23 protein-coding genes and 1 pseudogene are annotated in these 18,584 nt (G+C 62.1%); 15 read left to right on the top strand and 9 right to left on the bottom strand.

The genetic code is table 11. The features are described from left to right. Positions 1-13: 13 nt before the first annotated feature. Together NKH04_RS11535 and NKH04_RS11530 are read left to right on the top strand one after the other, a co-directional pair. Positions 14-1,324, top strand: a complete 1,311-nt coding sequence (locus NKH04_RS11535; protein ID WP_352541053.1) for a hemolysin family protein — start codon at positions 14-16, stop codon at positions 1,322-1,324. 76 nt (positions 1,325-1,400) lie between these two features. Then, on the top strand, positions 1,401-2,138 hold the full coding sequence (locus tag NKH04_RS11530) for a class I SAM-dependent DNA methyltransferase (protein WP_352770984.1): 738 nt from the start codon (positions 1,401-1,403) through the stop codon (positions 2,136-2,138). Between the two features lie 118 nt (positions 2,139-2,256). Here the strand turns inward: NKH04_RS11530 and NKH04_RS11525 are convergent, their stop codons facing one another. Then, the gene (locus NKH04_RS11525) at positions 2,257-2,481 is read right to left on the bottom strand and encodes an NAD(+)--rifampin ADP-ribosyltransferase (RefSeq protein ID WP_352469830.1); all 225 of its coding nucleotides are present in this window, start codon (positions 2,479-2,481) and stop codon (positions 2,257-2,259) included. 206 nt (positions 2,482-2,687) lie between these two features. Between NKH04_RS11525 and NKH04_RS11520 the strand changes: the two genes are divergently transcribed. Further along, the gene (locus NKH04_RS11520) at positions 2,688-2,981 is read left to right on the top strand and encodes a hypothetical protein (RefSeq protein WP_352775083.1); all 294 of its coding nucleotides are present in this window, start codon (positions 2,688-2,690) and stop codon (positions 2,979-2,981) included. Between the two features lie 52 nt (positions 2,982-3,033). On the opposite strand, the gene NKH04_RS11515 is transcribed toward NKH04_RS11520, so the two are convergent. After that, positions 3,034-3,525 carry a hypothetical protein gene (locus NKH04_RS11515; RefSeq protein WP_352819947.1) on the bottom strand — a complete coding sequence of 164 codons (492 nt, stop codon included), beginning with the start codon at positions 3,523-3,525 and terminating at the stop codon, positions 3,034-3,036. Between the two features lie 410 nt (positions 3,526-3,935). Between NKH04_RS11515 and NKH04_RS11510 the strand changes: the two genes are divergently transcribed. After that, positions 3,936-5,933 carry an ABC transporter ATP-binding protein/permease gene (locus NKH04_RS11510; RefSeq protein ID WP_352921167.1) on the top strand — a complete coding sequence of 666 codons (1,998 nt, stop codon included), beginning with the start codon at positions 3,936-3,938 and terminating at the stop codon, positions 5,931-5,933. Positions 5,934-6,180: 247 nt separating this feature from the next. Further along, complete coding sequence (locus NKH04_RS11505) at positions 6,181-6,654, top strand: VOC family protein (protein ID WP_352541103.1); 474 nt, start codon at positions 6,181-6,183, stop codon at positions 6,652-6,654. A 56-nt stretch (positions 6,655-6,710) separates the two neighbouring features. Here NKH04_RS11505 and gcvA read toward each other — a convergent pair whose 3' ends face one another. Then, positions 6,711-7,604: a transcriptional regulator GcvA gene (gene gcvA, locus NKH04_RS11500; protein ID WP_352819945.1), complete on the bottom strand. Its 894-nt coding sequence runs from the start codon at positions 7,602-7,604 to the stop codon at positions 6,711-6,713. Between the two features lie 207 nt (positions 7,605-7,811). On the opposite strand from gcvA, the gene NKH04_RS11495 reads away from it, so the two are divergent. The 5 genes from NKH04_RS11495 (at position 7,812) to NKH04_RS11475 (ending at position 11,414) form a co-directional block, all read left to right on the top strand. Then, positions 7,812-7,997 (top strand): DUF1127 domain-containing protein, encoded by a 186-nt coding sequence (locus NKH04_RS11495; protein WP_352567970.1) that lies wholly within the window; start codon positions 7,812-7,814, stop codon positions 7,995-7,997. A gap of 72 nt (positions 7,998-8,069) precedes the next feature. Beyond that, positions 8,070-8,555: a VOC family protein gene (locus NKH04_RS11490; protein WP_352450460.1), complete on the top strand. Its 486-nt coding sequence runs from the start codon at positions 8,070-8,072 to the stop codon at positions 8,553-8,555. A 34-nt stretch (positions 8,556-8,589) separates the two neighbouring features. Continuing rightward, positions 8,590-9,315: an SDR family oxidoreductase gene (locus NKH04_RS11485; RefSeq protein WP_352586823.1), complete on the top strand. Its 726-nt coding sequence runs from the start codon at positions 8,590-8,592 to the stop codon at positions 9,313-9,315. A gap of 234 nt (positions 9,316-9,549) precedes the next feature. Further along, positions 9,550-9,984: an FKBP-type peptidyl-prolyl cis-trans isomerase gene (locus NKH04_RS11480; RefSeq protein ID WP_352450461.1), complete on the top strand. Its 435-nt coding sequence runs from the start codon at positions 9,550-9,552 to the stop codon at positions 9,982-9,984. Positions 9,985-10,823: 839 nt separating this feature from the next. Continuing rightward, positions 10,824-11,414, top strand: a complete 591-nt coding sequence (locus NKH04_RS11475) for an HAD family acid phosphatase (RefSeq protein WP_352684341.1) — start codon at positions 10,824-10,826, stop codon at positions 11,412-11,414. 41 nt (positions 11,415-11,455) lie between these two features. Here the strand turns inward: NKH04_RS11475 and NKH04_RS11470 are convergent, their stop codons facing one another. Continuing rightward, on the bottom strand, positions 11,456-12,436 hold the full coding sequence (locus NKH04_RS11470; RefSeq protein ID WP_352921162.1) for a quinone oxidoreductase family protein: 981 nt from the start codon (positions 12,434-12,436) through the stop codon (positions 11,456-11,458). 98 nt (positions 12,437-12,534) lie between these two features. Here NKH04_RS11470 and NKH04_RS11465 point away from each other — a divergent pair, with 98 nt between their 5' ends. Further along, complete coding sequence (locus NKH04_RS11465; protein WP_023678376.1) at positions 12,535-12,927, top strand: winged helix-turn-helix transcriptional regulator; 393 nt, start codon at positions 12,535-12,537, stop codon at positions 12,925-12,927. A 74-nt stretch (positions 12,928-13,001) separates the two neighbouring features. On the opposite strand, the gene NKH04_RS11460 is transcribed toward NKH04_RS11465, so the two are convergent. Further along, positions 13,002-13,607, bottom strand: coding sequence for an NADPH-dependent FMN reductase (locus NKH04_RS11460; RefSeq protein ID WP_023678377.1), 606 nt, complete (start codon positions 13,605-13,607; stop codon positions 13,002-13,004). Positions 13,608-13,698: 91 nt separating this feature from the next. Between NKH04_RS11460 and NKH04_RS11455 the strand changes: the two genes are divergently transcribed. Then, a complete protein-coding gene (locus NKH04_RS11455) occupies positions 13,699-14,067 on the top strand; it encodes a winged helix-turn-helix transcriptional regulator (protein WP_023678378.1) in 369 nt (122 codons plus the stop codon). A 50-nt stretch (positions 14,068-14,117) separates the two neighbouring features. On the opposite strand, the gene NKH04_RS11450 is transcribed toward NKH04_RS11455, so the two are convergent. The 4 genes and pseudogenes from NKH04_RS11450 to NKH04_RS11435 all read right to left on the bottom strand — a co-directional run bounded on the left by NKH04_RS11450 (position 14,118) and on the right by NKH04_RS11435 (position 16,301). After that, positions 14,118-14,438: a hypothetical protein gene (locus NKH04_RS11450; RefSeq protein WP_352921160.1), complete on the bottom strand. Its 321-nt coding sequence runs from the start codon at positions 14,436-14,438 to the stop codon at positions 14,118-14,120. A 143-nt stretch (positions 14,439-14,581) separates the two neighbouring features. Continuing rightward, the gene (locus NKH04_RS11445) at positions 14,582-14,977 is read right to left on the bottom strand and encodes an acyl-CoA thioesterase (RefSeq protein ID WP_023678380.1); all 396 of its coding nucleotides are present in this window, start codon (positions 14,975-14,977) and stop codon (positions 14,582-14,584) included. Between the two features lie 58 nt (positions 14,978-15,035). Further along, positions 15,036-15,254 carry a hypothetical protein gene (locus NKH04_RS11440; protein ID WP_352921158.1) on the bottom strand — a complete coding sequence of 73 codons (219 nt, stop codon included), beginning with the start codon at positions 15,252-15,254 and terminating at the stop codon, positions 15,036-15,038. Between the two features lie 119 nt (positions 15,255-15,373). Continuing rightward, positions 15,374-16,301 (bottom strand): annotated as a pseudogene (locus tag NKH04_RS11435) (LysR family transcriptional regulator). A 107-nt stretch (positions 16,302-16,408) separates the two neighbouring features. Here NKH04_RS11435 and NKH04_RS11430 point away from each other — a divergent pair. From NKH04_RS11430 to NKH04_RS11420, 3 genes are all read left to right on the top strand, one after another. Continuing rightward, positions 16,409-17,200, top strand: a complete 792-nt coding sequence (locus tag NKH04_RS11430; RefSeq protein WP_023678383.1) for an alpha/beta fold hydrolase — start codon at positions 16,409-16,411, stop codon at positions 17,198-17,200. Positions 17,201-17,315: 115 nt separating this feature from the next. Next, positions 17,316-17,900, top strand: coding sequence for a GNAT family N-acetyltransferase (locus NKH04_RS11425; protein ID WP_023678384.1), 585 nt, complete (start codon positions 17,316-17,318; stop codon positions 17,898-17,900). Next, complete coding sequence (locus tag NKH04_RS11420) at positions 17,881-18,537, top strand: hypothetical protein (RefSeq protein WP_352683509.1); 657 nt, start codon at positions 17,881-17,883, stop codon at positions 18,535-18,537. The genes NKH04_RS11425 and NKH04_RS11420 overlap by 20 nt, the downstream gene beginning before the upstream one ends. The last annotated feature ends 47 nt before the right edge of the window (positions 18,538-18,584 follow it).

Raw genomic sequence — 18,584 nt, 5'->3', positions numbered from 1 at the left:
CTATGGACCCGGCATGCTTTATGCTGAAATTGCCATCGTGGTCGTCCTCATCTGCATTAACGGCCTTCTGTCGATGTCCGAGCTCGCCATCGTCTCGTCGCGGCCGGCGCGCCTCAAGACGATGATCGACCGCAACGTCAAGGGCGCCGGCCGGGCCCTGGCGCTCGGCGCCAATCCGGGAAAATTCCTGTCCTCGGTGCAGATCGGCATCACTTTGGTCGGCGTCTTGTCCGGTGCCTTTTCCGGCGCCACGCTCGGCGAGCGGCTGGCCACCTCCCTGGCGTCGGCCGGCATCCGCGAAAGCCTCGCCGATCCGCTCGGCGTCGGCATCGTCGTCGCCCTCATCACCTATGGCTCGCTGATCATCGGCGAACTGGTGCCCAAGCAGATCGCATTGCGCGACCCCGAACGGGTCGCCGTCAGGGTTGCCCCGGCAATGACCATCCTCGCCGGCGTCTCGGCGCCGCTGGTCTTCCTGCTCGATTTTTCCGGCCGCGCCCTCCTGTGGCTGCTTGGCCAGCGCGGTCAGAGCGAGGATAAGGTCACCGACGAGGAGATCAAGATGCTGGTCGCCGAAGCCGAGCACCACGGCACCATCGAATCCGACGAACGGCGGATGATCGCCGGCGTCATGCGGCTCGGCGACCGTGCCGTGCGCGCGGTGATGACGCCGCGCACCGAAGTCGACTGGATCAATCTGCAATCCGACGAGGCGGCCATCAGGAAGCTGCTGATGGACACCCAGCATTCGCGCCTGCCGGCCGGCGACGGCGGCGTCGACGCCATGATCGGCGTCGTCCAGACCCGCGACGTGCTGGCCGCAATGCTCGGCGGCCGCGCTCTCGACCCGCGCCGGCACGTGCGGGCCGCGCCGATCGTGCACGACCAGGCCGACGCGCTGGACGTGCTTGCGACGCTGAAGGAATCCGACGTGCCGATGGCGCTGGTGCATGACGAGTACGGCCATTTCGAAGGCATCGTCACCCCGGCCGACATTCTGGAAGCGATCACCGGCGTCTTCCGTTCGGATCTCGACGCCGGCGAAGAGGAAAACGCCGTCAAGCGCGAGGACGGCTCATGGCTGCTCGCCGGCTACATGCAGGCCGACGAGATGGCAGAGGTCCTCGGCATCGACCTGCCTGAGAGCCGCGATTATGAAACCGTCGCCGGCTATGTGCTGTCGCATTTGCACCATCTGCCGGCGACCGGCGAATGCGTCGACGCGCAAGGCTGGCGCTTCGAGGTCGTCGACCTCGACGGCCGCCGCATCGACAAGCTCATCGCCACCCGCCTGCCCGGCGGCCACCGCGAGGTCGTGCGGTAACGATCGACGCGACTTATGGGCTATATGCTCGCGGCGACACCGCTCGCACAGTCAAAGTTGATTGGGAATACCGCCTATGGTCGACCACCTTTTCGCCGACCCGTATCTCGCTGCCGTCTACGATGCCTGGCACCCGAGATCTGCGCGCGACGACTATGATTTCTACCTGCCCCGCATTCTAACAGCAGACGCGGTGCTTGATGTCGGATGTGGAACGGGCACCCTCCTTCACGAGGCACGCCTGGCCGGACATTCAGGGCGGCTCTGCGGCATCGACCCAGCACCCGTCGTGTTGAATCGCGCACGAACGCGCGCGGATATCGAATGGGTTCTCGGCGATCTCCAATCGGCCGGCTGGACAGCCGAATTTGATCTCATTGTGATGACGGGGCACGCATTCCAGGCCCTTGTCAGCGACGAAGACCTGAGGGATTTCATGGCGGCTGTCCGACACGCCCTTGTCCCAGGCGGATGCTTCGCGTTCGAAACGCGGAACCCTTCGGTGCGGGCGTGGGAGCACTGGACACCCGAAAATGCGGTCGTCGTTGAGCTGCCTGACGGGTCGCTGGTGCAGATCACAACAGAGGTGATCGTGCCGTTCGATGGACAGACGGTGACATTCACCCACAGGTTCGGCGGAAAGCATCCGAGCCTTCCGCAAGTTAGTCGCAGCACCTTGCGATTCCTCGAGACGGACGCCTTATCGAGCCTGCTGGGGAACGCGGGGCTACGGATCGAACAGCAATTCGGCGACTTTGACGGCAGCCCACTTGGCCCTTCGAGCCCAGAGATCATCACGTTCGCGGCCAGATGAAAAGGAGCATCCGCTCTCCAGCCAGCAAGCAACGACAACTCGCGGCCCCATTGCGGACGTGGAGCCGTATTTTGCGGCGGCTGCGACGCAGAAATGAGACTGCCGACCGTCAGCCAGGTCAAGCTTGGCAATCGCAGGACTCAGCGATCAATCGATTGCCTCGATGCCTTGTGCCCTCAGCCGTTCGAGATGGTCCATCATCCAGAGTGCCGGTTAGATAGACCCAGGCTGCCTGCTTTCGCGCGCCGTAGTTGGCGCTGTGGCCGGCTTCGATCAGGTCTCCCGGTTTAAGGTCGGCCCGGGTGCCGTGGTAGAATTGGCGCGGCTGGTCGGAGGCTGTCATCGGCTCGCTACTCATCCTCGTTGTCTCAGGCATCATGGTGCGCACTATTTCATGCACCTCATCGAACCAAGCCTCCGGCCGCGCGGTTATCGGCCGTCCGCGCTCAGCGCTGCCGACATCCATTCCGGTCATACCGCCCGATGCGCGCTAGCGGTCGGCTGCCGGCGCGGTTATTATCGGCGGCTGCACCGTCGCCAAGGTGGAAAATGGATCTGCAAGTCTTCAGAGACTCGATTGCGAAACCACAGCCGCCAGCCGGCTTGAGCCCTGCCCTGCAGGCGCTGTGGTGGGATGCAAAGGGCGATTGGGTCAAGGCGCACGAGTGCGCGCAGCAGCGCGACGATACGGCGGGCATGCACGTGCATGCCTATCTCCACCGCAAGGAAGGCGACCAGTCGAATGCGGAATATTGGTATCGCCGCAGCAACGCGGCGCCGTCGACCTTAACGCTTGACGAGGAATGGCAGGAGTTGGCAGGTACACTTTTGCAGCAAAGCTGACGCTTGCTCAGTCATCGTAAAATGGCCGGTCCTGCATCCACTCGCCGGGGTTTCAGCTGGCGCCCTGGGGCTTGTCCCTGCCGTTCCATTCCGCATTGCGCGCCTGCGCCTCTTCGGCGATCAGCTTGAACTCCCGCATCTTCGCAGCTTCGATGGCGAATGCGCGGCTTGGCAGGACGCCAGGGTCCTCCTGACTGTTCTGAAACTGAAAACGGGCCTCCAGTTCGGCCCATATTCGCTCGGGTGCCGTATCCTTGCTGGCAAGCAGCGCAACGACCAGCGCCAGAGTCTCGCGCTGGGCGTTCAGCCGCCCTTCGATCTCTTCATTCGGCAATTCGGACATGCGGGTCGCTTCCAGTTTCTGGCTCAACGGCAAAATCGCACCCTTGTTCCGGAATTCAGCGCTGGCACGTTCAGGCTGAGCAGCGGATGCTCGCCGGCAAAGCAGTGCCGGGCAGCTCCTCGCAAACATCGTGGAGATCACCGAGTTCGAAGTCGATGCACTACTGACTTTGTCCAGCTTGAGCGGGCCGACACCATTCACCTACCCCTTTCGGCTGGCGCCGACGGGCCACAGGACGCATCTCCACTTCGAGGCTTCGATTACCGGGAAAGGGCTTCCCGGGCCGATGGCACTTCTCGCGCCGCTTGCGTCCAGCTTCTTCGAACGCGGCAATGCGAACAAATCTTGAGAGCCTGAAGCGAATTGTCGAGACTGCTCGTCCAGCAGATTGATCCCAAGGGTCGCCGTTCAACCTCATTCCAGCAGACTTCCGGATTCCACCCCGTAGCCGGCACCTGCGGTTAACTGCCCGCGACGATCAAAGCCTGTCATCGAGAACGGCCATAGGCTGCTGCGAGCACCGGAACAGCTGAGAAGCCTTGGCGTTGTTGGCATCCGGGATCTCGAGCGGACGCTATGAAACCTTCTGATTTTTAACCCGTTATCGCCGGATGCCCGAGGCTAAATTTAAGCTGAAATCGGTTGACGGCGCCCAATCGCGCGATGCCGAGAAGTCGCGCCGCGAGAAACAATCGACTGTCGAAGTCGCGTCAGAGGTCGTCGGCCAGCCCGCGCCGCCGCCGGATGTCACCGAACCCGATCCCGAGCTGACACCTGAAGAGGCCGAGCGGACGCGCAAGAGATACCTGCTTAAGCGCTTCTGGATCAGCGCGCGCGGTTACTGGAGCGGCAGTGGCGACAGGGTCGCCTGGCCGTTGACGATCGGGCTGCTGGTCCTGATCGTCGCCAATGTCGGCTTCCAGTATGGGATCAATGTCTGGAACCGCGCAATTTTCGACGCCATTGAGCAACGCAATGCCCACACCGTATATTGGCTGAGCGCCGTATTCCTGCCACTCGTGATCGGAAGCGCCAGCCTTGTGGTGGCACAGGTCTTCTTTCGCATGAGGATACAGCGCCGCTGGCGGTCCTGGCTCACCACCGCGGTCATCGCGCGCTGGCTCGCAAGCGGCCGCTACTATCAGCTGAACCTCGTCGGCGGCGATCACAGCAACCCCGAAGCCCGCATCGCCGAGGATTTGCGGATTGCCACCGAATCGCCCGTCGATTTCATCGCCGGTGTCATCGTCGCATTTCTGTCGGCCTCGACCTTCATCGTGGTGCTCTGGACGATCGGCGGCGCCCTGACCCTGACGATTGCAGGTTCGACCGTCACCATTCCCGGCTTCCTAGTCATCACCGCAGTGCTCTATTCCGCGATCACGTCCACTTCGATGGCGGTCATTGGCCGCCATTTCGTCCACCTCTCCGAGGAAAAAAATCAGGCGGAAGCCGAGTTCCGCTACACGCTGACGCGCGTGCGGGAAAACGGCGAGAGCATCGCATTGCTCGGCGGCGAGGAGGAGGAGCGCAGCGGCATGGACAAGACATTTGCCCATGTGCTCAGGCAATGGGCGCTCCTTGCAGGCCAGCACATGCGCACGGCACTGGTGTCTCAGGGGTCGAGCCTGTTTGCGCCTGTCGTGCCGGTCTTGCTTTGCGCTCCAAAGTTCCTCGAAGGCAGCATGACACTTGGACAGGTCATGCAGGCTGCCTCGGCCTTTGCCATCGTGCAGGGCGCGTTCGGATGGCTGGTCGACAACTATCCCCGTCTCGCCGATTGGAACGCCTGTGCTCGGCGCATCGCTTCGCTGATGATGTCGCTCGACGGGCTCGAGCGGGCGGAACAGAGCAACACGCTGGGACGCATAAAGCGCGGCGAGACCGGCGGCAATGCGATGCTCAGCCTGAACAATCTCTCCGTGTCGCTCGACGACGGCACCGCCGTGGTCAAGGAAACCGAGGTCGTGATCGAACCAGGCGAGCGGGTGCTCGTCGCCGGCGAATCCGGCTCGGGCAAGAGTACGCTGGTGCGGGCCGTCGCGGGTCTGTGGCCATGGGGTAGCGGCAGCGTCAACATCCGCGCCGACAGACGGTTGTTCATGTTGCCGCAACGGCCCTACATCCCGACCGGGACGCTTCGCCGCGCTGTCGCCTATCCAGGCGCCGCCGACAACTGGACGCTGGATAAGATCAAGGCTGCCCTCGACAAGGTGGGACTCGACTACCTCAACGACCGGATCGAGGAGGACGCGCCATGGGACCAGACCTTGTCGGGTGGCGAAAAGCAGCGCCTCGCCTTTGCGCGTCTTCTACTGCACCGCCCCGATATCATCGTGCTGGACGAGGCAACGTCGGCACTCGATGAGAAGAGCCAGGACAAGATGATGGAGATGATTATTCGCGAATTGCCGAAGGTCACCATCATAAGCGTAGCGCACCGCGCCGAGCTGGAGGCCTTCCACAGCCGCAAGATCACATTGGAGCGGCACAAGGGCGGCGCAAAACTTGTCAGCGATATCGAACTCGTCCCGCGCAAGGACAGACGGAACTTGCTCATGCGCCTTCTGAGACAACGGCGCGCCAACGGAAAGCCAGCGCGACCTTGAGCAAAGCGGCGCTGCCCTTCGCAAAGAGTGAGGCCGCCGGTCGGACCAGGCGGACCATCGCCGGTTCGAGTCACTGCCCGTATCTGGTCCTGAAAGCACCAGCCGTGGTACCTTGATTCCGGGCAGCTGCTGCTGTCGGAACGTCGATGGCACGAGCGCATTTCCATGTCCGGTGCAACGCCGATGCAACCCGGGTTGATTTCAAAAGCCCAGATTGATTTCGAAAGCAAAGGGACCAGCAATGACAATCGCCAAGAACACGATCTGCCTTTGGTACGACAAGGACGCCGAGGCTGCGGCCCGCTTCTATTCCGAGATTTTTCCCGACAGTTCGGTGAAATCCGTCCACCGCGCTCCCAGCGACTACCCGTCCGGCAAGGCAGGCGACGTGCTGACGGTCGAGTTCACGGTCGTCGGCATCCCCTGTCTCGGCCTCAATGGCGGGCCCGCGTTTAAACACAACGAAGCCTTCTCCTTCCAGATCGCCACCGACGATCAGCAGGAGACCGACCGCTATTGGAACGCCATCGTCGGCAATGGCGGCCAGGAAAGTGCCTGCGGCTGGTGCAAGGACAAATGGGGCATCTCCTGGCAAATCACGCCGCGCGTGCTGACCGAAGCGATGGCCGCCGGCGGCGATGAAGCAAAGCGCGCATTCGAGGCGATGATGGAGATGAAGAAAATTGACGTTGCGGCGATCGAGGCGGCGCGGCGCGGCTGACAGTCCTGCGGTGACCCGAAGCGGAAGTCGGTGCATCACCCGGTCCGGCCTTCCCGTCAGTCCATTTGCGGCGTGACTTCTGAGAGCAGCCAATCCCTGAAAGCCTTGACTTTGCGCTGACGGATCGCCTCCGGCGGGTAGACGAAATAGAAGCTGGAGGGGGATTTCAGGGCGTGGCCGAAGGGGCGGACGAGCCGCCCGGCGGCAAGGTCGGCCGCAACGAGCATGGTCCGGCCGAGCACCACGCCCTCGCCTTGTGCGGCCGACTCCATGGCAAAGGTGGCAGAGTCGAAGGTAATCCCGCTCTGCGGGTCCACGCCCTCGACCCCGGCGCTTGCCAGCCAGGTCGCCCAGTCGATCGGAAAGCTGTCACGGATCAGCGTGTGGTGTTTGAGGTCCTCAGGCGTGCGGAGCGGATGTGCACCCTCAAGAAGCTTTGGGCTGCACACTGGAAACACCTCCTCGCCGGTGAGGAACTCTGACGTGAGCCCCGGATAGTTTCCGTTGCCATAACGGACGGCGACATCGATGCCGTCGCCGAGGAAGTTGGTCAGTTTCCCGCTTGTCGAAACCCGCACATCGACGTCGCCATGCGCACGGTGAAAGCGATAGAGGCGCGGCACCAGCCATCTGCCCGCGAAGCCATCGGAGGTGCTGACGTTCAATGTCGAGCTCGAATAGCGGGCTGTTGCTGCCGCGGTGGCGGTGGCCAACTGGGCGAGCGCCTCGCGCACCGCCCGCGCATAGGGCTCGCCAACGGCTGTCAGACTCACCGAACGCGTACCGCGCTCGAACAGCTGCACACCGAGCTGATCCTCAAGATTCTTGATCGCCCGGCTGATCGCACCGTGGGTGACATGAAGTTCCTCTGCCGCCTTGGAGAAACTCAACAGGCGCGCCGCGGCCTCGAAACTTGGCAAGGTGGTGAGGGGAGGCAGCTTCCGGGGCATGGATCGATACCTGTACGTGTGAGTGATGCTCACAGATTGTCGCCGATAAGTCGTTTGTCGTCCAGGCCAGAAGCCGGCATGTTTGCTCGCGTAATCAGTCATTCACCGCCGCTGCAAAAGGCGAGTTTGATGTGACTGATACTCTCGCTGACGAAAGTCGCGGGGCAACTGCTGAAACCAAAACTGCCGCCACTCTGGGAGAGCACCATGAACGCCAAACGAGTTGAACCCATCGTCGACGTCCTGACCGGCATGGCCGGCCGCATTCTCGCCTCGAGCAGCCGGCGCCGGACCGGGCGGCAGATTGCACGCTTCTCGACCCGCCGGCTCGAAGACCTCGGGTTTGCCCGCGACTGGGACGGTTCGGTCTATCGGCCGTCGGACCACCGCTAGCCTGAACGAAAGCAACAGCGGACAGGCTCTTCGCCAAAGATCGCTGTCGCAAGGAATTAATGGAGAACGGACATGGCCACCATCCACCCATTCCTCTGGTTCAACACCGACGCGGAGCAAGCCCGCGATTTCTATCTCTCGGTCTTCAAGAACAGCAAAGCGCTCCAGACCATCGAATACACCGACTGGGTGTCCGGAACCAACAAGACGGTCCCGCATGCCACCTTCGATTTCGAGCTCGAAGGACTGCACCTTACTGCGCTCAATGCCGGGCCGCAGCCGCCCTTCAACGAGCGGCTCTCGCTTTACATCGAGACCAGGGACCAGGCCGAGACCGACTACTACTATGAGGCGCTCACCGCCGGCGGCGGCAAGGCACAACCCTGCGGCTGGCTCACCGACAGATACGGCGTCTACTGGCAGGTCATCCCGGAAATCCTGCCGCGGCTCAGTGCCGATCCGGATCGCGAAAAGGCCAACCGCGTCCGGCAGGCGATGTACGGGATGCGCAAGATCATCATCGCCGACCTCGAAGCCGCCTATGCCGGCAAGGCCTGACCCTCACCGCAATCGCAACGAACGGAGAACCCTCATGACATCGCTCGTGGACAGGAAAGTCATCGTCGTCGGCGGTAGTTCCGGCATCGGTCTCGGCGTCGCGGAAGCTGCTCTCAACGGCGGAGCGAAGGTCGTGATCGTCGGACGCTCGCCCGAGAAACTGCTGGCTGCCGAACGGACGCTCAATGCGGGCCGCGTGACCAGCGTGGTCGCCGACATGACCGACGAAGCGGACGTCGCTCGCCTGTTCGACGAGGTCGGTCCCTTCGATCACCTCGTATCGACCGCCGGAACACTGCCGCCCGGCGATCCGATCGGCAGTACCGACATGGAGGCTGTGCGAGGCTTCGTCGATAACAAGCTGATTGGCGCTGTCATGCTCTCCAAGCATGCTGTGCGCACCCTGAAAGCCGGCGGCTCGATGACCTTCACCTCGGGAATAAATAAGGATCGGCCGCCGGTGCCGGGAGGCTCGGTCGTCTCCGCGATTGCCGGTTCATTCAGCTACTTCGCCCGCGCTCTGGCGCTCGAACTGGCCCCGACGCGCGTCAATGTCGTGTCGCCCGGATGGGTCGATACACCGATGTGGGACATTGTTGGAGAAGCCAAATCCAGCTTCTTTGCCGACATGGCTGCCCGGTTGCCATCGAGAAAAATTCCGACCGCTGCGGACGTCGCCGCCGCCTACCTCTACCTCATGGAAAGCGACTTCACGACCGGCGAGACGATCCGCATCGATGGCGGCCATAACCTGATCTAGCCGCCATTTGCACGCCGCCTGGATGGGCTGAGCCGGCATGACTGCTAGACCGGTGCACTGCTGCCGAAGGCGACGAACGCCGGCGGGTCATGCCGGCGTCGCGCAATCGGGGTTTACATCGGCAGCCAGGTCCCTAGTTTTAGCGTTTCGCGCCGCGCACCTAAGTGTGTGGATGATCGAGGACGGGACCGTGAGCTCTGGCCGGCCCCTCGAAACTTTCAAAGGATGGCTATCATGACACAGGCCAAGAATGGCGACACCGTGCGCATCAATTACAATGGCCGCCTGGCTGACGGCACTCAGTTCGATTCTTCCGGCAACGAACCGCTGCAATTCACGTTGGGTGAAGGACAAGTGATCGCCGGTCTCGAAACCCATGTCGAGGGTATGGAGGTGGGCGCGAAAAGCACCGTCACCATTCCCGCCGACGCCGCCTATGGCCCCCACCGCCCCGAAGCGGTCATGACCGTCGACCGCGCCCGCGTACCAGACAACATCAATGTCGATATCGGCGCTCGACTGCAGGTCAGAACCCCGGAAGGGCGCCCGATGCCGGTAACAGTCGTCGGCGTGGACGACACCAGCGTCAAGCTCGACGGCAATCATCCGTTGGCCGGGCGCGATCTCGTGTTCGACGTTGAACTGGTCGAGATCGTTCAGGCGGCGTAGGGCACGGCAAAGCGCGTGACGGCCATGATTTTCGGGTGACGCATTTCGACCGGCGGTTCCGGCGGTGCGTCACCTGTTTGGAGGCAAAGACCGCGACGGCGGAAATCGTGTAGGGTGCAGCAACCCATAGAGACATTCGGCATCTGGAATGTCCAATTCAGGTCGCGGTCTCGAGGACCTGTGGAAGGGTAGTGTCTCAGTTTGAAATTAAGACGACGGTCCATCGTAGTCAGGCGGTGGCGGCGTGCCTGGCCACCGAAGCACGACTTCCTCGCAGGAGTCTTGCATGCGCATGACGCGGACGGCGTTGCCGATCACATCGGCGGGGCGCTTCTGGCCTTTAGGTCCGGTGGGCAATTGCTGCCTCCTGAATTGGCCAGCGCTTATACGCGACGACCCAGAGAATGATTATCATTCCCAACGGGACCACAGAGAGAAGCACCCACGCCCGAGACATTCTTAGTCGGCCAAACAGCACCCACGCGGGGATTGCTGTGAGGACTGTCAACAAGGCGAATGGTAGCAACTGAATCGGATCTGACATTGGGTGCCTTCCATGCTTTCCGCTGAGCACATAGGCGGTTTCGCCTAGGCGAGCAAACCGGGATAGGCGCTTTCGCATATTTCAAATTTCAAACTGAGACACTACCTTTGGAAGACCTCGCTTGACAGCCGACTTCTCGTGACAGCAAAGTCTCGTGATGCGGGCGATTGGTTGGAATAGAATTGCGCGTGCCGGGGCAATCGTGCTGATGATTGGCACAAATGTTCCTGCGCCGGCACGTTCCGACTCGCTCCTTCTCACAAGCCCGTCCCAGCCAGCCAATGTCGGCGATGCGATGCTGGCGGCTGCCAATTATCATGATTCCGGCGACTATGACCGCGACCTTGCCGCTGTGGCGAAGCAGGCAGGCGACTGGGTCATCAAGCGCGCAATGGAGGTGCCTCGCCCCGCACTGGTGCTCGATATCGACGAGACGGCTTTGGCCAACTGGGAAGTGATCACACGTGACAATTTCGGCCGCCCGATCGGCGGCGCCTGCGACATCGCAATCGATGGTCCCTGTGGCTGGGCCGCCTGGGATCAGCTTGCGAAGGATCCGGCCATCGACGCCGTGCTGGAGGTTTTCCGGCAGGCGCGAACGGCGAAAGTCGCGGTGTTCTTCATCACCGGACGTCCGGAGGACCAGCGTCAGGCAACCGAACAGAACCTGCAGTCGGCCGGCTATGCCGGCTACGAGCACCTTTACATGGTCCAGCCTGGGGCCAAATACGGCTCCGCCGCAGATTTCAAGGCACCCATAAGGGCCGAAATCGAAAAGGCCGGCTACACGATAATTGCCAATGTCGGTGACCAGCCATCCGACCTGTTCGGGGGGCATGCGGAGAAGCTGTTCCTGCTGCCAAATCCGTTCTACCGGGTTCGCTGACGGCCTGTACGGCACAACCCCGGATCCTTGCGGAGCACCTACTAAGGTATCAAGACGACCTTGCCGGTCGCGCTGCGCTCCTCCAGCAGGCGATGCGCCTGGCTGGCCTGGTCGAGCGGGAAGCGGCCACCTTTGGTCACCACAAGCTGACCACCAGCGGCCAGACCGAAAAGCTCCAAAAGGCCGTCACGGAGCCCGTCCGTAGACAGCAACGGCAGCAGGGCAAAACCCTTCAGCGACTGGTTGCGGCCGATCATCGCCTCCATCTCCGGGGCGCCGAGCGCGTATCTGCCAAGTGCTGCAAACACCAACTCTCCGCGAGGTGCCAGAGCCTCCAGCGCAACCGCCGTCAGCGGGCCGCCGACAATGTCGTAGATGATGTCGACGCCGGCGCCGTCTGTGGCTGCCCGGACGTGCACCGGCCAATCCGTGTTGCTGTAGTCGACGGCAGCATCGGCTCCCAGCGACAAAGCAAGGTCGAGCTTGGCCTTGCTGCCGGCTGCCGCGATGACACGGCTCGCGCCGGCGCGCTTGGCAAGCTGGACGAGCAACGAACCGACGCCGCCCGCGGCAGCGGCGACCAGCACCGATCTGCCGGCCGGCGGGCTTTGCCGCGATAGATACAATGCCGTCAGTCCTTGCACCATCAATGCCGTCGCGTTTTCGAACGAGAGCGAATCCGGCAAGGGCACGGTCAGGCTTGCGTCGATCGTCACATACTCGGCATAGCCGCCAAACGGGCGGCTCGAGGCGAACAACGGCGCGGCGACGCGCGTGCCGAGCAAGGAAGCGTCCGCCCCCTGGCCAAGCGCCTCCACGATCCCGGCGGCCTCGACGCCAGGGATCATCGGCAGTTGCGGCGTCACCGCATAGCGATCCGCGCGCATCAGCACTTCGAAGAAATTCACCCCGGCCGCATGAACGCGGACCAAGACTTCGCCGGCTTGCGGCTCAGGCTTCGGCACCGCGACTATGTCGAGAACGTCGGGCCCGCCGAAGCGGCTCAGTTGAATGGCTCTCATCGCATGCACCGATCGCTGTTGGCATCGGCCGCTGTTTGCCACTATCTGCCTGGCTTCGACTACACACCGATTTGTCCGCTGCTGACCGGGAGGTGACCATGGCCAAGCTGATCAAGAGACTGCCGACGCTGCCGGCGGAGCGCGCGCTGAAAGTGATTTCGGGCCGCTGGAAGGCGGTCATCCTGTACCATCTCTTCGACGGCCCCCGGCGGCTGTCGGCGCTGCAGGCGCTGATGCCCGATATCACCCAGAAAGTGCTGATCCAGCAACTTCGCGAAATGGAAGAGCACGGCCTCGTCCGCCGCGAGATCTTTGCCGAGATACCTTCGCGCGTCGAATATTCGGCGACGCGGCTCGGCCTCAGCCTCGAGCCGATCCTGCTGGCACTTTGCCAGTGGGGCCAGCATCACGCCGACGAGCTGAATGAGATGGACCGCCTTGCCGATTGCATCATCAGACCACGGCAAGCGCAGGACGCCCATGCCGTATGAACAAAAAGGGCGGCGCATGCGCCGCCCCAATGCTTGGGAGAATTAATCCTTGGGAGGACTGCTCGAACCTGTGCTCAGGCCGCCTTGACTTCCTCGGCGACGGCATCGGCCTGACGCGCCGTCTTCAGCACCCTGGCCCACCATGCAATGTCGTTGACCAGCGCGGTTGCCGCCTGGTTGAGGTGCTCGAACTCATCGAGCTTCTTGTCGCCTTGCTTGACGGCAAGGAAATCGGCCCAGGCGATGTGTACGGCGGACTTCACCGGCGCCATCTGCAACTCGACCGCATGCAGCCTCAGCTGCTCGACCGCGCGCGCGCCACCGACGCTGCCATAGCCGACGAAGCCGGCCGGCTTCTTGTTCCACTCGTTGGCGGCGTAGTCGATGGCGTTCTTCAGCACGGCCGTCGGGCCATGATTGTATTCGGCGGCGGTGAAGATGAAGCCGTCGAATCCGGCGACCTTCTTTTGCCAGCGCTGCGCCACTTCGTTCTGCGACGGCACCCAGGCGGAGGATGCGACCTCATCGAAGAACGGCAGCGGGAAATCGCGCAGGTCGACGACTTCGACGTCGATGTCGGCGTGCGACTTGGCTATCTTGGCAATCCATTGGGTCGGGACGTCGGCAAAGCGGGCCGCGCGGGTTGAACCAATGATGATGGCGATTTTGGGTTTTGACATAGAGGGGGCTCTCCTTACGGGAATACTGGTATCGTTTAGATACCTGAGCTATATGAGTAACTGGCCGTTCAATGTGCAAGGAGGCACTTTTTTGTTACCAAGGCACCCGCACCGCACCGAGGACTGCCGCGCCATCTCGGAAATCCTGCAGCGCGTCGGCGACAAATGGACGGTGCTCGTAGTCGGCAAGCTTGGCAACGGGCCGCTGCGTTTCAACGAGTTGCGCAGCGCGGTCGGCGGCATTTCGCAAAAGATGCTGACCACGACCTTGCGCGGGCTCGAGCGCGACGGCTTCGTTACGCGCACCGTGTTCCCGACCATCCCGCCGCGGGTCGACTACGAATTGACCGATCTTGGCTACGAACTGCTGGTGCCGGTCGATGCGCTCGGCGAATGGGCACGCAAGAACACCGAGCGCGTCAAGGCGGCGCGCGAGAAGTTCGACGCCATGCACAGCTGAACCCTTGTGCTGCAAGGGTTTGAACCTGCCCGGGAGCCTCCGGATGAGCGCTACTGCTGTAACTGCATCTTGGTCTTCGGCAGCTTCTCGATCCGGTTCCGTTTCGGGTTGGGACTGACCACCCTGCCGCCAATCGTGCAGGTCGTGGTCGTCTCCTTGCGGCAATTGCTCACCGTCGTGCCGCTGGTGTCGCATTTCGTCGCCGAGCAGATCTCGCACTTGGCCGCCTGCCCGTTGATGGTGCGGTTTTCCGACGTGCAGGTGGCGCCTGGATCGCCTTTTTTGACCTCGGCAAAAGCGCTTGCGGACGACAGGCAGAGCAAGGCTGCAAAGCCACTCGCCAGGGCAGCGTTCAGCATGTGTTGACGCATTGTGTTTCCTCCCAAGATCCCGTCGGTCGCGCTGCAGGCGCGCATGCGGGAACCCGTTAGCCAAAGACCCCGCGGGATCGCTGTCCGCATCCCCCGCGCGGGAGAGACGGCTGTTTAAATCCGTCTTCTGGAATCAGGCCGGGTCAGCCTTCGGCCGGAACCGCCTTCGGCTTGCCTTCGCCGTCCAGCGCCACCATGACGAAGTCGGCATGGGTGACCTTCTCCATCAGGTCGGAGAGATAGCGCTGCGCCCAGGCCTCGACCTTGAGCGTCATCGAGGTGCGGCCGACGCGTTCGACATGCGTATAGATGCACAGCGTGTCGCCGATCTTCATCGGCTTGGCGAAGGACATTTCCTTCACCGCCGCCGTCACCACGCGGCCCTTGGCGCGCTCGGCGGCGCGGATGCCGCAGGCGAGATCCATCTGCGCCATCACCCAGCCGCCAAAAATGTCGCCTGCCGCATTGGCGTCGGAAGGCATGGCCAGCGTCCTGAGCGTCAGATCGCCGATCGGCCGCCCGTCCGCGTAATGCACCATTTGGCCAATCCTCTCGAAGCCGATTGTCCCGATCCCGTATCGTCATGGCACGGACAGGTCAACGCGCCACTGGACAGGTCGCGGCCTGAAGTTCGGCTATCGGTCGACAGTGTTGAAAAGATGCTGTGCGAAGCGGGACGTAGGCATAGGCGTTGCCCTCGCGGATAACATGACCGATGCCTGGAAAGCGCAGGTGCATGCCTGCGACGAGCAGGCCATCCGCCGACACCATGTCGAGCACCTTCTTGCGTGTGACGATTGCGGCCTTCTGGTCCACGTCGAAGGCGATTGCCCATTCCGGATGCGCAAATTGCAGCGCGGAGGCGTGGATTACGTCAGTGAAGAGCAGCAGGTGGTTGGCCTCCGAACGGCCTCGCTGAGCCCCGGCTTGGCCGCCTACTGGACAGGTGTCCGACGTTCGAGCGCTCGACGCAACGTCGGCGCCTCTTGCTCGATATGATCCCACAGACGGTTCGAGATCGGCCCGTGCGGCCGGTCGCGGCGGCGCGCCACCACCAACTCCTCGGTGCGGCCTGGCAGATGACGGCCGGCAACGGATTGCAGGCGTCCGTCGCGCAGCTCTTCCTCGATCAGGAAGCGGGGCATGTGGCCCCACGCGAGGCCCTGCAGGATGATTTCCTTCTTCATCCCCTGGTCGGCCACCATGCATTGCGGCGCACCCTCGATCATGAAGTAGTCTTGTTGCGGTGAATGGCGGGCCGTGTCGCGCATGACACATTGGGTGAACGCGTGCATCTGATCCGGCGTGATGGGGTGCTTGATCCGCTCCGGTAGAAAGCCCGACGCCACTACTGGGACGAAGGGCACCTTGCACAGATCGATCCATTCCACCCGCGGATCGCTCTTGTCGATCCAGTGCAGGATCAAATCGGCTTCGTCATCGAAGAGGCGCTCCCACGGGCCGCCCACCGCCTCGAAATGCAGGTGCAGGCGTGTGCCCGGACACTGGGCGAAGAACCGTCCGAGCATGCCCAATGCCTGCGGGGCGCGGGCAAAGGTCGCCGATCACCACATGGATCTCGCTTTCTTCGCCCATTGACAGCTGAGCAGCATGAAGCCGCAAGCCCTCGAGCTCGCGCAGCAGCGATTGTGCCCTGCGATGGAACGACAGCCCTGCCTCGGTGGGGCGCACGCGATAGCCGCTGCGATCCAAAAGAACGAGGTCGAGTTGCCGCTCCAGCTTTGCAACGGCTGCGAACACAGCCGGGTGCGAACGATGCAGCATGGCCGCCGCAGGCTGAAAGCCGCCGCAGCGGACCACGGCATCGAAGCATTGCAGGTCGTGCAGGGTGAATTCGGCCATGTCGGCTTCTATTACAGAGATAGTCCTATGTTTGTAATATCTTCAAAAGCGTGCCGCAGCTAGGCTTTGCCACATTCAACGCTCCAAGAAGGAAGGTGTATTCACCCATGAATGAGCTGGATTTCGTGACCGTCGGCGATGGCACACGCATCGCCTACCGCATCGACGGCGACGCCGGGAAACCCGTGCTGATGCTGTCGAATTCCATCGCCACCACGCTGCGGATGTGGGACATGCAGGTCGGCGAGCTGTCGAACCATTTCCGTGTTCTGCGCTATGATTTTCGCGGCCACGGAGGGTCGAGCGTTCCGGCCGGCGCTTATTCGCTCGACCGGCTTGGCCGCGACGTGATCGAGTTGCTCGACACCCTGGGCATTGAACGCGTACACTTCCTCGGTCTGTCGTTGGGCGGCTTCGTCGGGCAGTGGCTCGGCATCCACGCGCCCGAGCGGATCGAGCGCTTGATCCTGAGCAACACCTCATCCTACCTCGGACCGGCAAAGCAGTTTGACGAGCGGATTGCCGCCGTGCTGCAGGCGCCGGATATGTCCGAAACCGCCGAGATGTTCCTGGGCAACTGGTTTCCTGCGCGTATGCTGGCGGCCAACGAGCCCGTCATCGAAGAATTTCGCGCCATGCTGCTGGCCATCGACCGGCAAGGCTTGGCTGGTCTGTTCGCGGCGGTTCGCGATGCGGACCTTCGCCGAACCGTAGCGCTGATTTCCAGGCCAACGTTGGTGATCGCCGGCCGGCACGACACTGTGACAGCCGCCAGCCATAGCGAGTTGATCGCGGCGATGGTGCCCGGCGCGAAACTGGTTGTCCTGCCCGCGGTCCACTTGTCGAATGTCGAGTACCCCACCGAGTTCATGGAGGCCGTGCTTGGTTTTCTGCGCTGAGATGGAGCACGACAGGGACGCTGAGTGAAACCCCGGTTTGAACATCCCCGCATGGACCGCAACCTATGATGCGCTAGCGCGCAGTGCAGGCTAGACTGGGCAATATCAATAGCGGATGACGGCTGACATGGAACTTGGCTTTCGCCCATTAACGCCCGATCTGTGGCCGGCGCTCGAGGACCTGTTCGGTGACAGCGCCGTCTGCAGTCGCTGTTGGTGTATGTACGGACGGATCGGCAGTTCTTATCGAAAGCGGCCCGGCGAGGAAAACAAGGCAGCGTTCCGGCAGGCCGTCCAGCATGGTCCGCCTCCGGGTTTGCTCGCTTTCGACGGCGATACGGCTGTCGGCTGGTGCCGGGTGACGCTGCGAGATGCCCTGCCCTGGCTCGATCGGCTATGGCAGCTCAAGCGCGTGGACGACAGGCCGGTCTGGTCCCTGTCCTGCCTCTACGTGCGAAAACGATACCGCAGGCGGGGCGTAACATTCCAGCTGATTGCGGAAGCACTGGAAGTCGCAAGGCGCGCAAATGCTCCGGCACTCGAAGCCTATCCTTTCGAGGCCGACGTATCGCCGAGTGCTTCCGGCAGCGGATATGCCTCCACCTTCGCGCGCGCCGGGTTCAGGGTCGTCGCTCGCAGAACGCCGGCCCGCCCGATCATGCGCTATGATTTCAAGCAGATTGCCGATCATCGCCTGTAATGCTTGGATCGCTTGCGAGGAAGCTCAGGCACTTCGAAATGAAGCCGGATCGTTTTCAACTTTTGGTCAGAGGCACAACGTGGATTGGTTCACACGACGCAAGCCGTTCTCGGGCGCTGCGAAGTCAGCTTTCCCATTCAGCATGTTGACCACCATGGCAGAGGAGGAGCTGACGCCCTTTGTCGACGACACTTACCGAACGACGTCCCGACATCTCATTTCTGATGGAGCGGTCATCTATATTCCTTATCGGTTACATTTTCTGCCAAGCGTGCGAGAGCATCACCTTGGCTTTTCATTTCCGTCGCATTGCCTGCTGACACGATCGACAGATGGCTTTTTGCGGCAGAAATCAGCCAAGGTGATCCTGTCGCTGAACGAAAGTTGGAGCATCGCCTTCGTCGTTCTGCTGTTGGGCGAATATGTCGTCGAAATCGCCGAAGACATCTACGCCGCAGTACCTGATCTGGACGCTTCAGCCTATGCCAGTTTTGTCCGACAGAACCGAGACGTAATGCGTGCAATGCGCAGCAAGGCCACAAGCTATTGGAATGCCTATTACAGGCGTGCTTATCCCAACCGGAAATCCTATCCAGCCATTGCTGTCCTCAATCAACTCGATGCGTGGGCAAGTTAGGTCTTCATCAATCTTCTTGGCGCTGAAAGTCGAAATTCAAACGAAGT

The sequence above is a fragment of the Mesorhizobium sp. M1365 genome (assembly GCF_040317865.1).
GTDB lineage: Bacteria > Pseudomonadota > Alphaproteobacteria > Rhizobiales > Rhizobiaceae > Mesorhizobium.
This window is presented reverse-complemented; position numbering and strand designations above follow the sequence as displayed.

Coding starts and splice junctions, on each gene's coding strand:
- NKH04_RS11535 (WP_352541053.1), top strand. CDS start 14: ATGCTTTATGCTGAAATTGCCATCGTGGTCGTCCTCATCTGCATTAAC.
- NKH04_RS11530 (WP_352770984.1), top strand. CDS start 1,401: ATGGTCGACCACCTTTTCGCCGACCCGTATCTCGCTGCCGTCTACGAT.
- NKH04_RS11525 (WP_352469830.1), bottom strand. CDS start 2,481: ATGACAGCCTCCGACCAGCCGCGCCAATTCTACCACGGCACCCGGGCC.
- NKH04_RS11520 (WP_352775083.1), top strand. CDS start 2,688: ATGGATCTGCAAGTCTTCAGAGACTCGATTGCGAAACCACAGCCGCCA.
- NKH04_RS11510 (WP_352921167.1), top strand. CDS start 3,936: ATGCCCGAGGCTAAATTTAAGCTGAAATCGGTTGACGGCGCCCAATCG.
- gcvA (WP_352819945.1), bottom strand. CDS start 7,604: ATGCCCCGGAAGCTGCCTCCCCTCACCACCTTGCCAAGTTTCGAGGCC.
- NKH04_RS11495 (WP_352567970.1), top strand. CDS start 7,812: ATGAACGCCAAACGAGTTGAACCCATCGTCGACGTCCTGACCGGCATG.
- NKH04_RS11490 (WP_352450460.1), top strand. CDS start 8,070: ATGGCCACCATCCACCCATTCCTCTGGTTCAACACCGACGCGGAGCAA.
- NKH04_RS11485 (WP_352586823.1), top strand. CDS start 8,590: ATGACATCGCTCGTGGACAGGAAAGTCATCGTCGTCGGCGGTAGTTCC.
- NKH04_RS11480 (WP_352450461.1), top strand. CDS start 9,550: ATGACACAGGCCAAGAATGGCGACACCGTGCGCATCAATTACAATGGC.
- NKH04_RS11475 (WP_352684341.1), top strand. CDS start 10,824: ATGCTGGCGGCTGCCAATTATCATGATTCCGGCGACTATGACCGCGAC.
- NKH04_RS11470 (WP_352921162.1), bottom strand. CDS start 12,436: ATGAGAGCCATTCAACTGAGCCGCTTCGGCGGGCCCGACGTTCTCGAC.
- NKH04_RS11465 (WP_023678376.1), top strand. CDS start 12,535: ATGGCCAAGCTGATCAAGAGACTGCCGACGCTGCCGGCGGAGCGCGCG.
- NKH04_RS11460 (WP_023678377.1), bottom strand. CDS start 13,607: ATGTCAAAACCCAAAATCGCCATCATCATTGGTTCAACCCGCGCGGCC.
- NKH04_RS11450 (WP_352921160.1), bottom strand. CDS start 14,438: ATGCGTCAACACATGCTGAACGCTGCCCTGGCGAGTGGCTTTGCAGCC.
- NKH04_RS11445 (WP_023678380.1), bottom strand. CDS start 14,977: ATGGTGCATTACGCGGACGGGCGGCCGATCGGCGATCTGACGCTCAGG.
- NKH04_RS11430 (WP_023678383.1), top strand. CDS start 16,409: ATGAATGAGCTGGATTTCGTGACCGTCGGCGATGGCACACGCATCGCC.
- NKH04_RS11425 (WP_023678384.1), top strand. CDS start 17,316: ATGACGGCTGACATGGAACTTGGCTTTCGCCCATTAACGCCCGATCTG.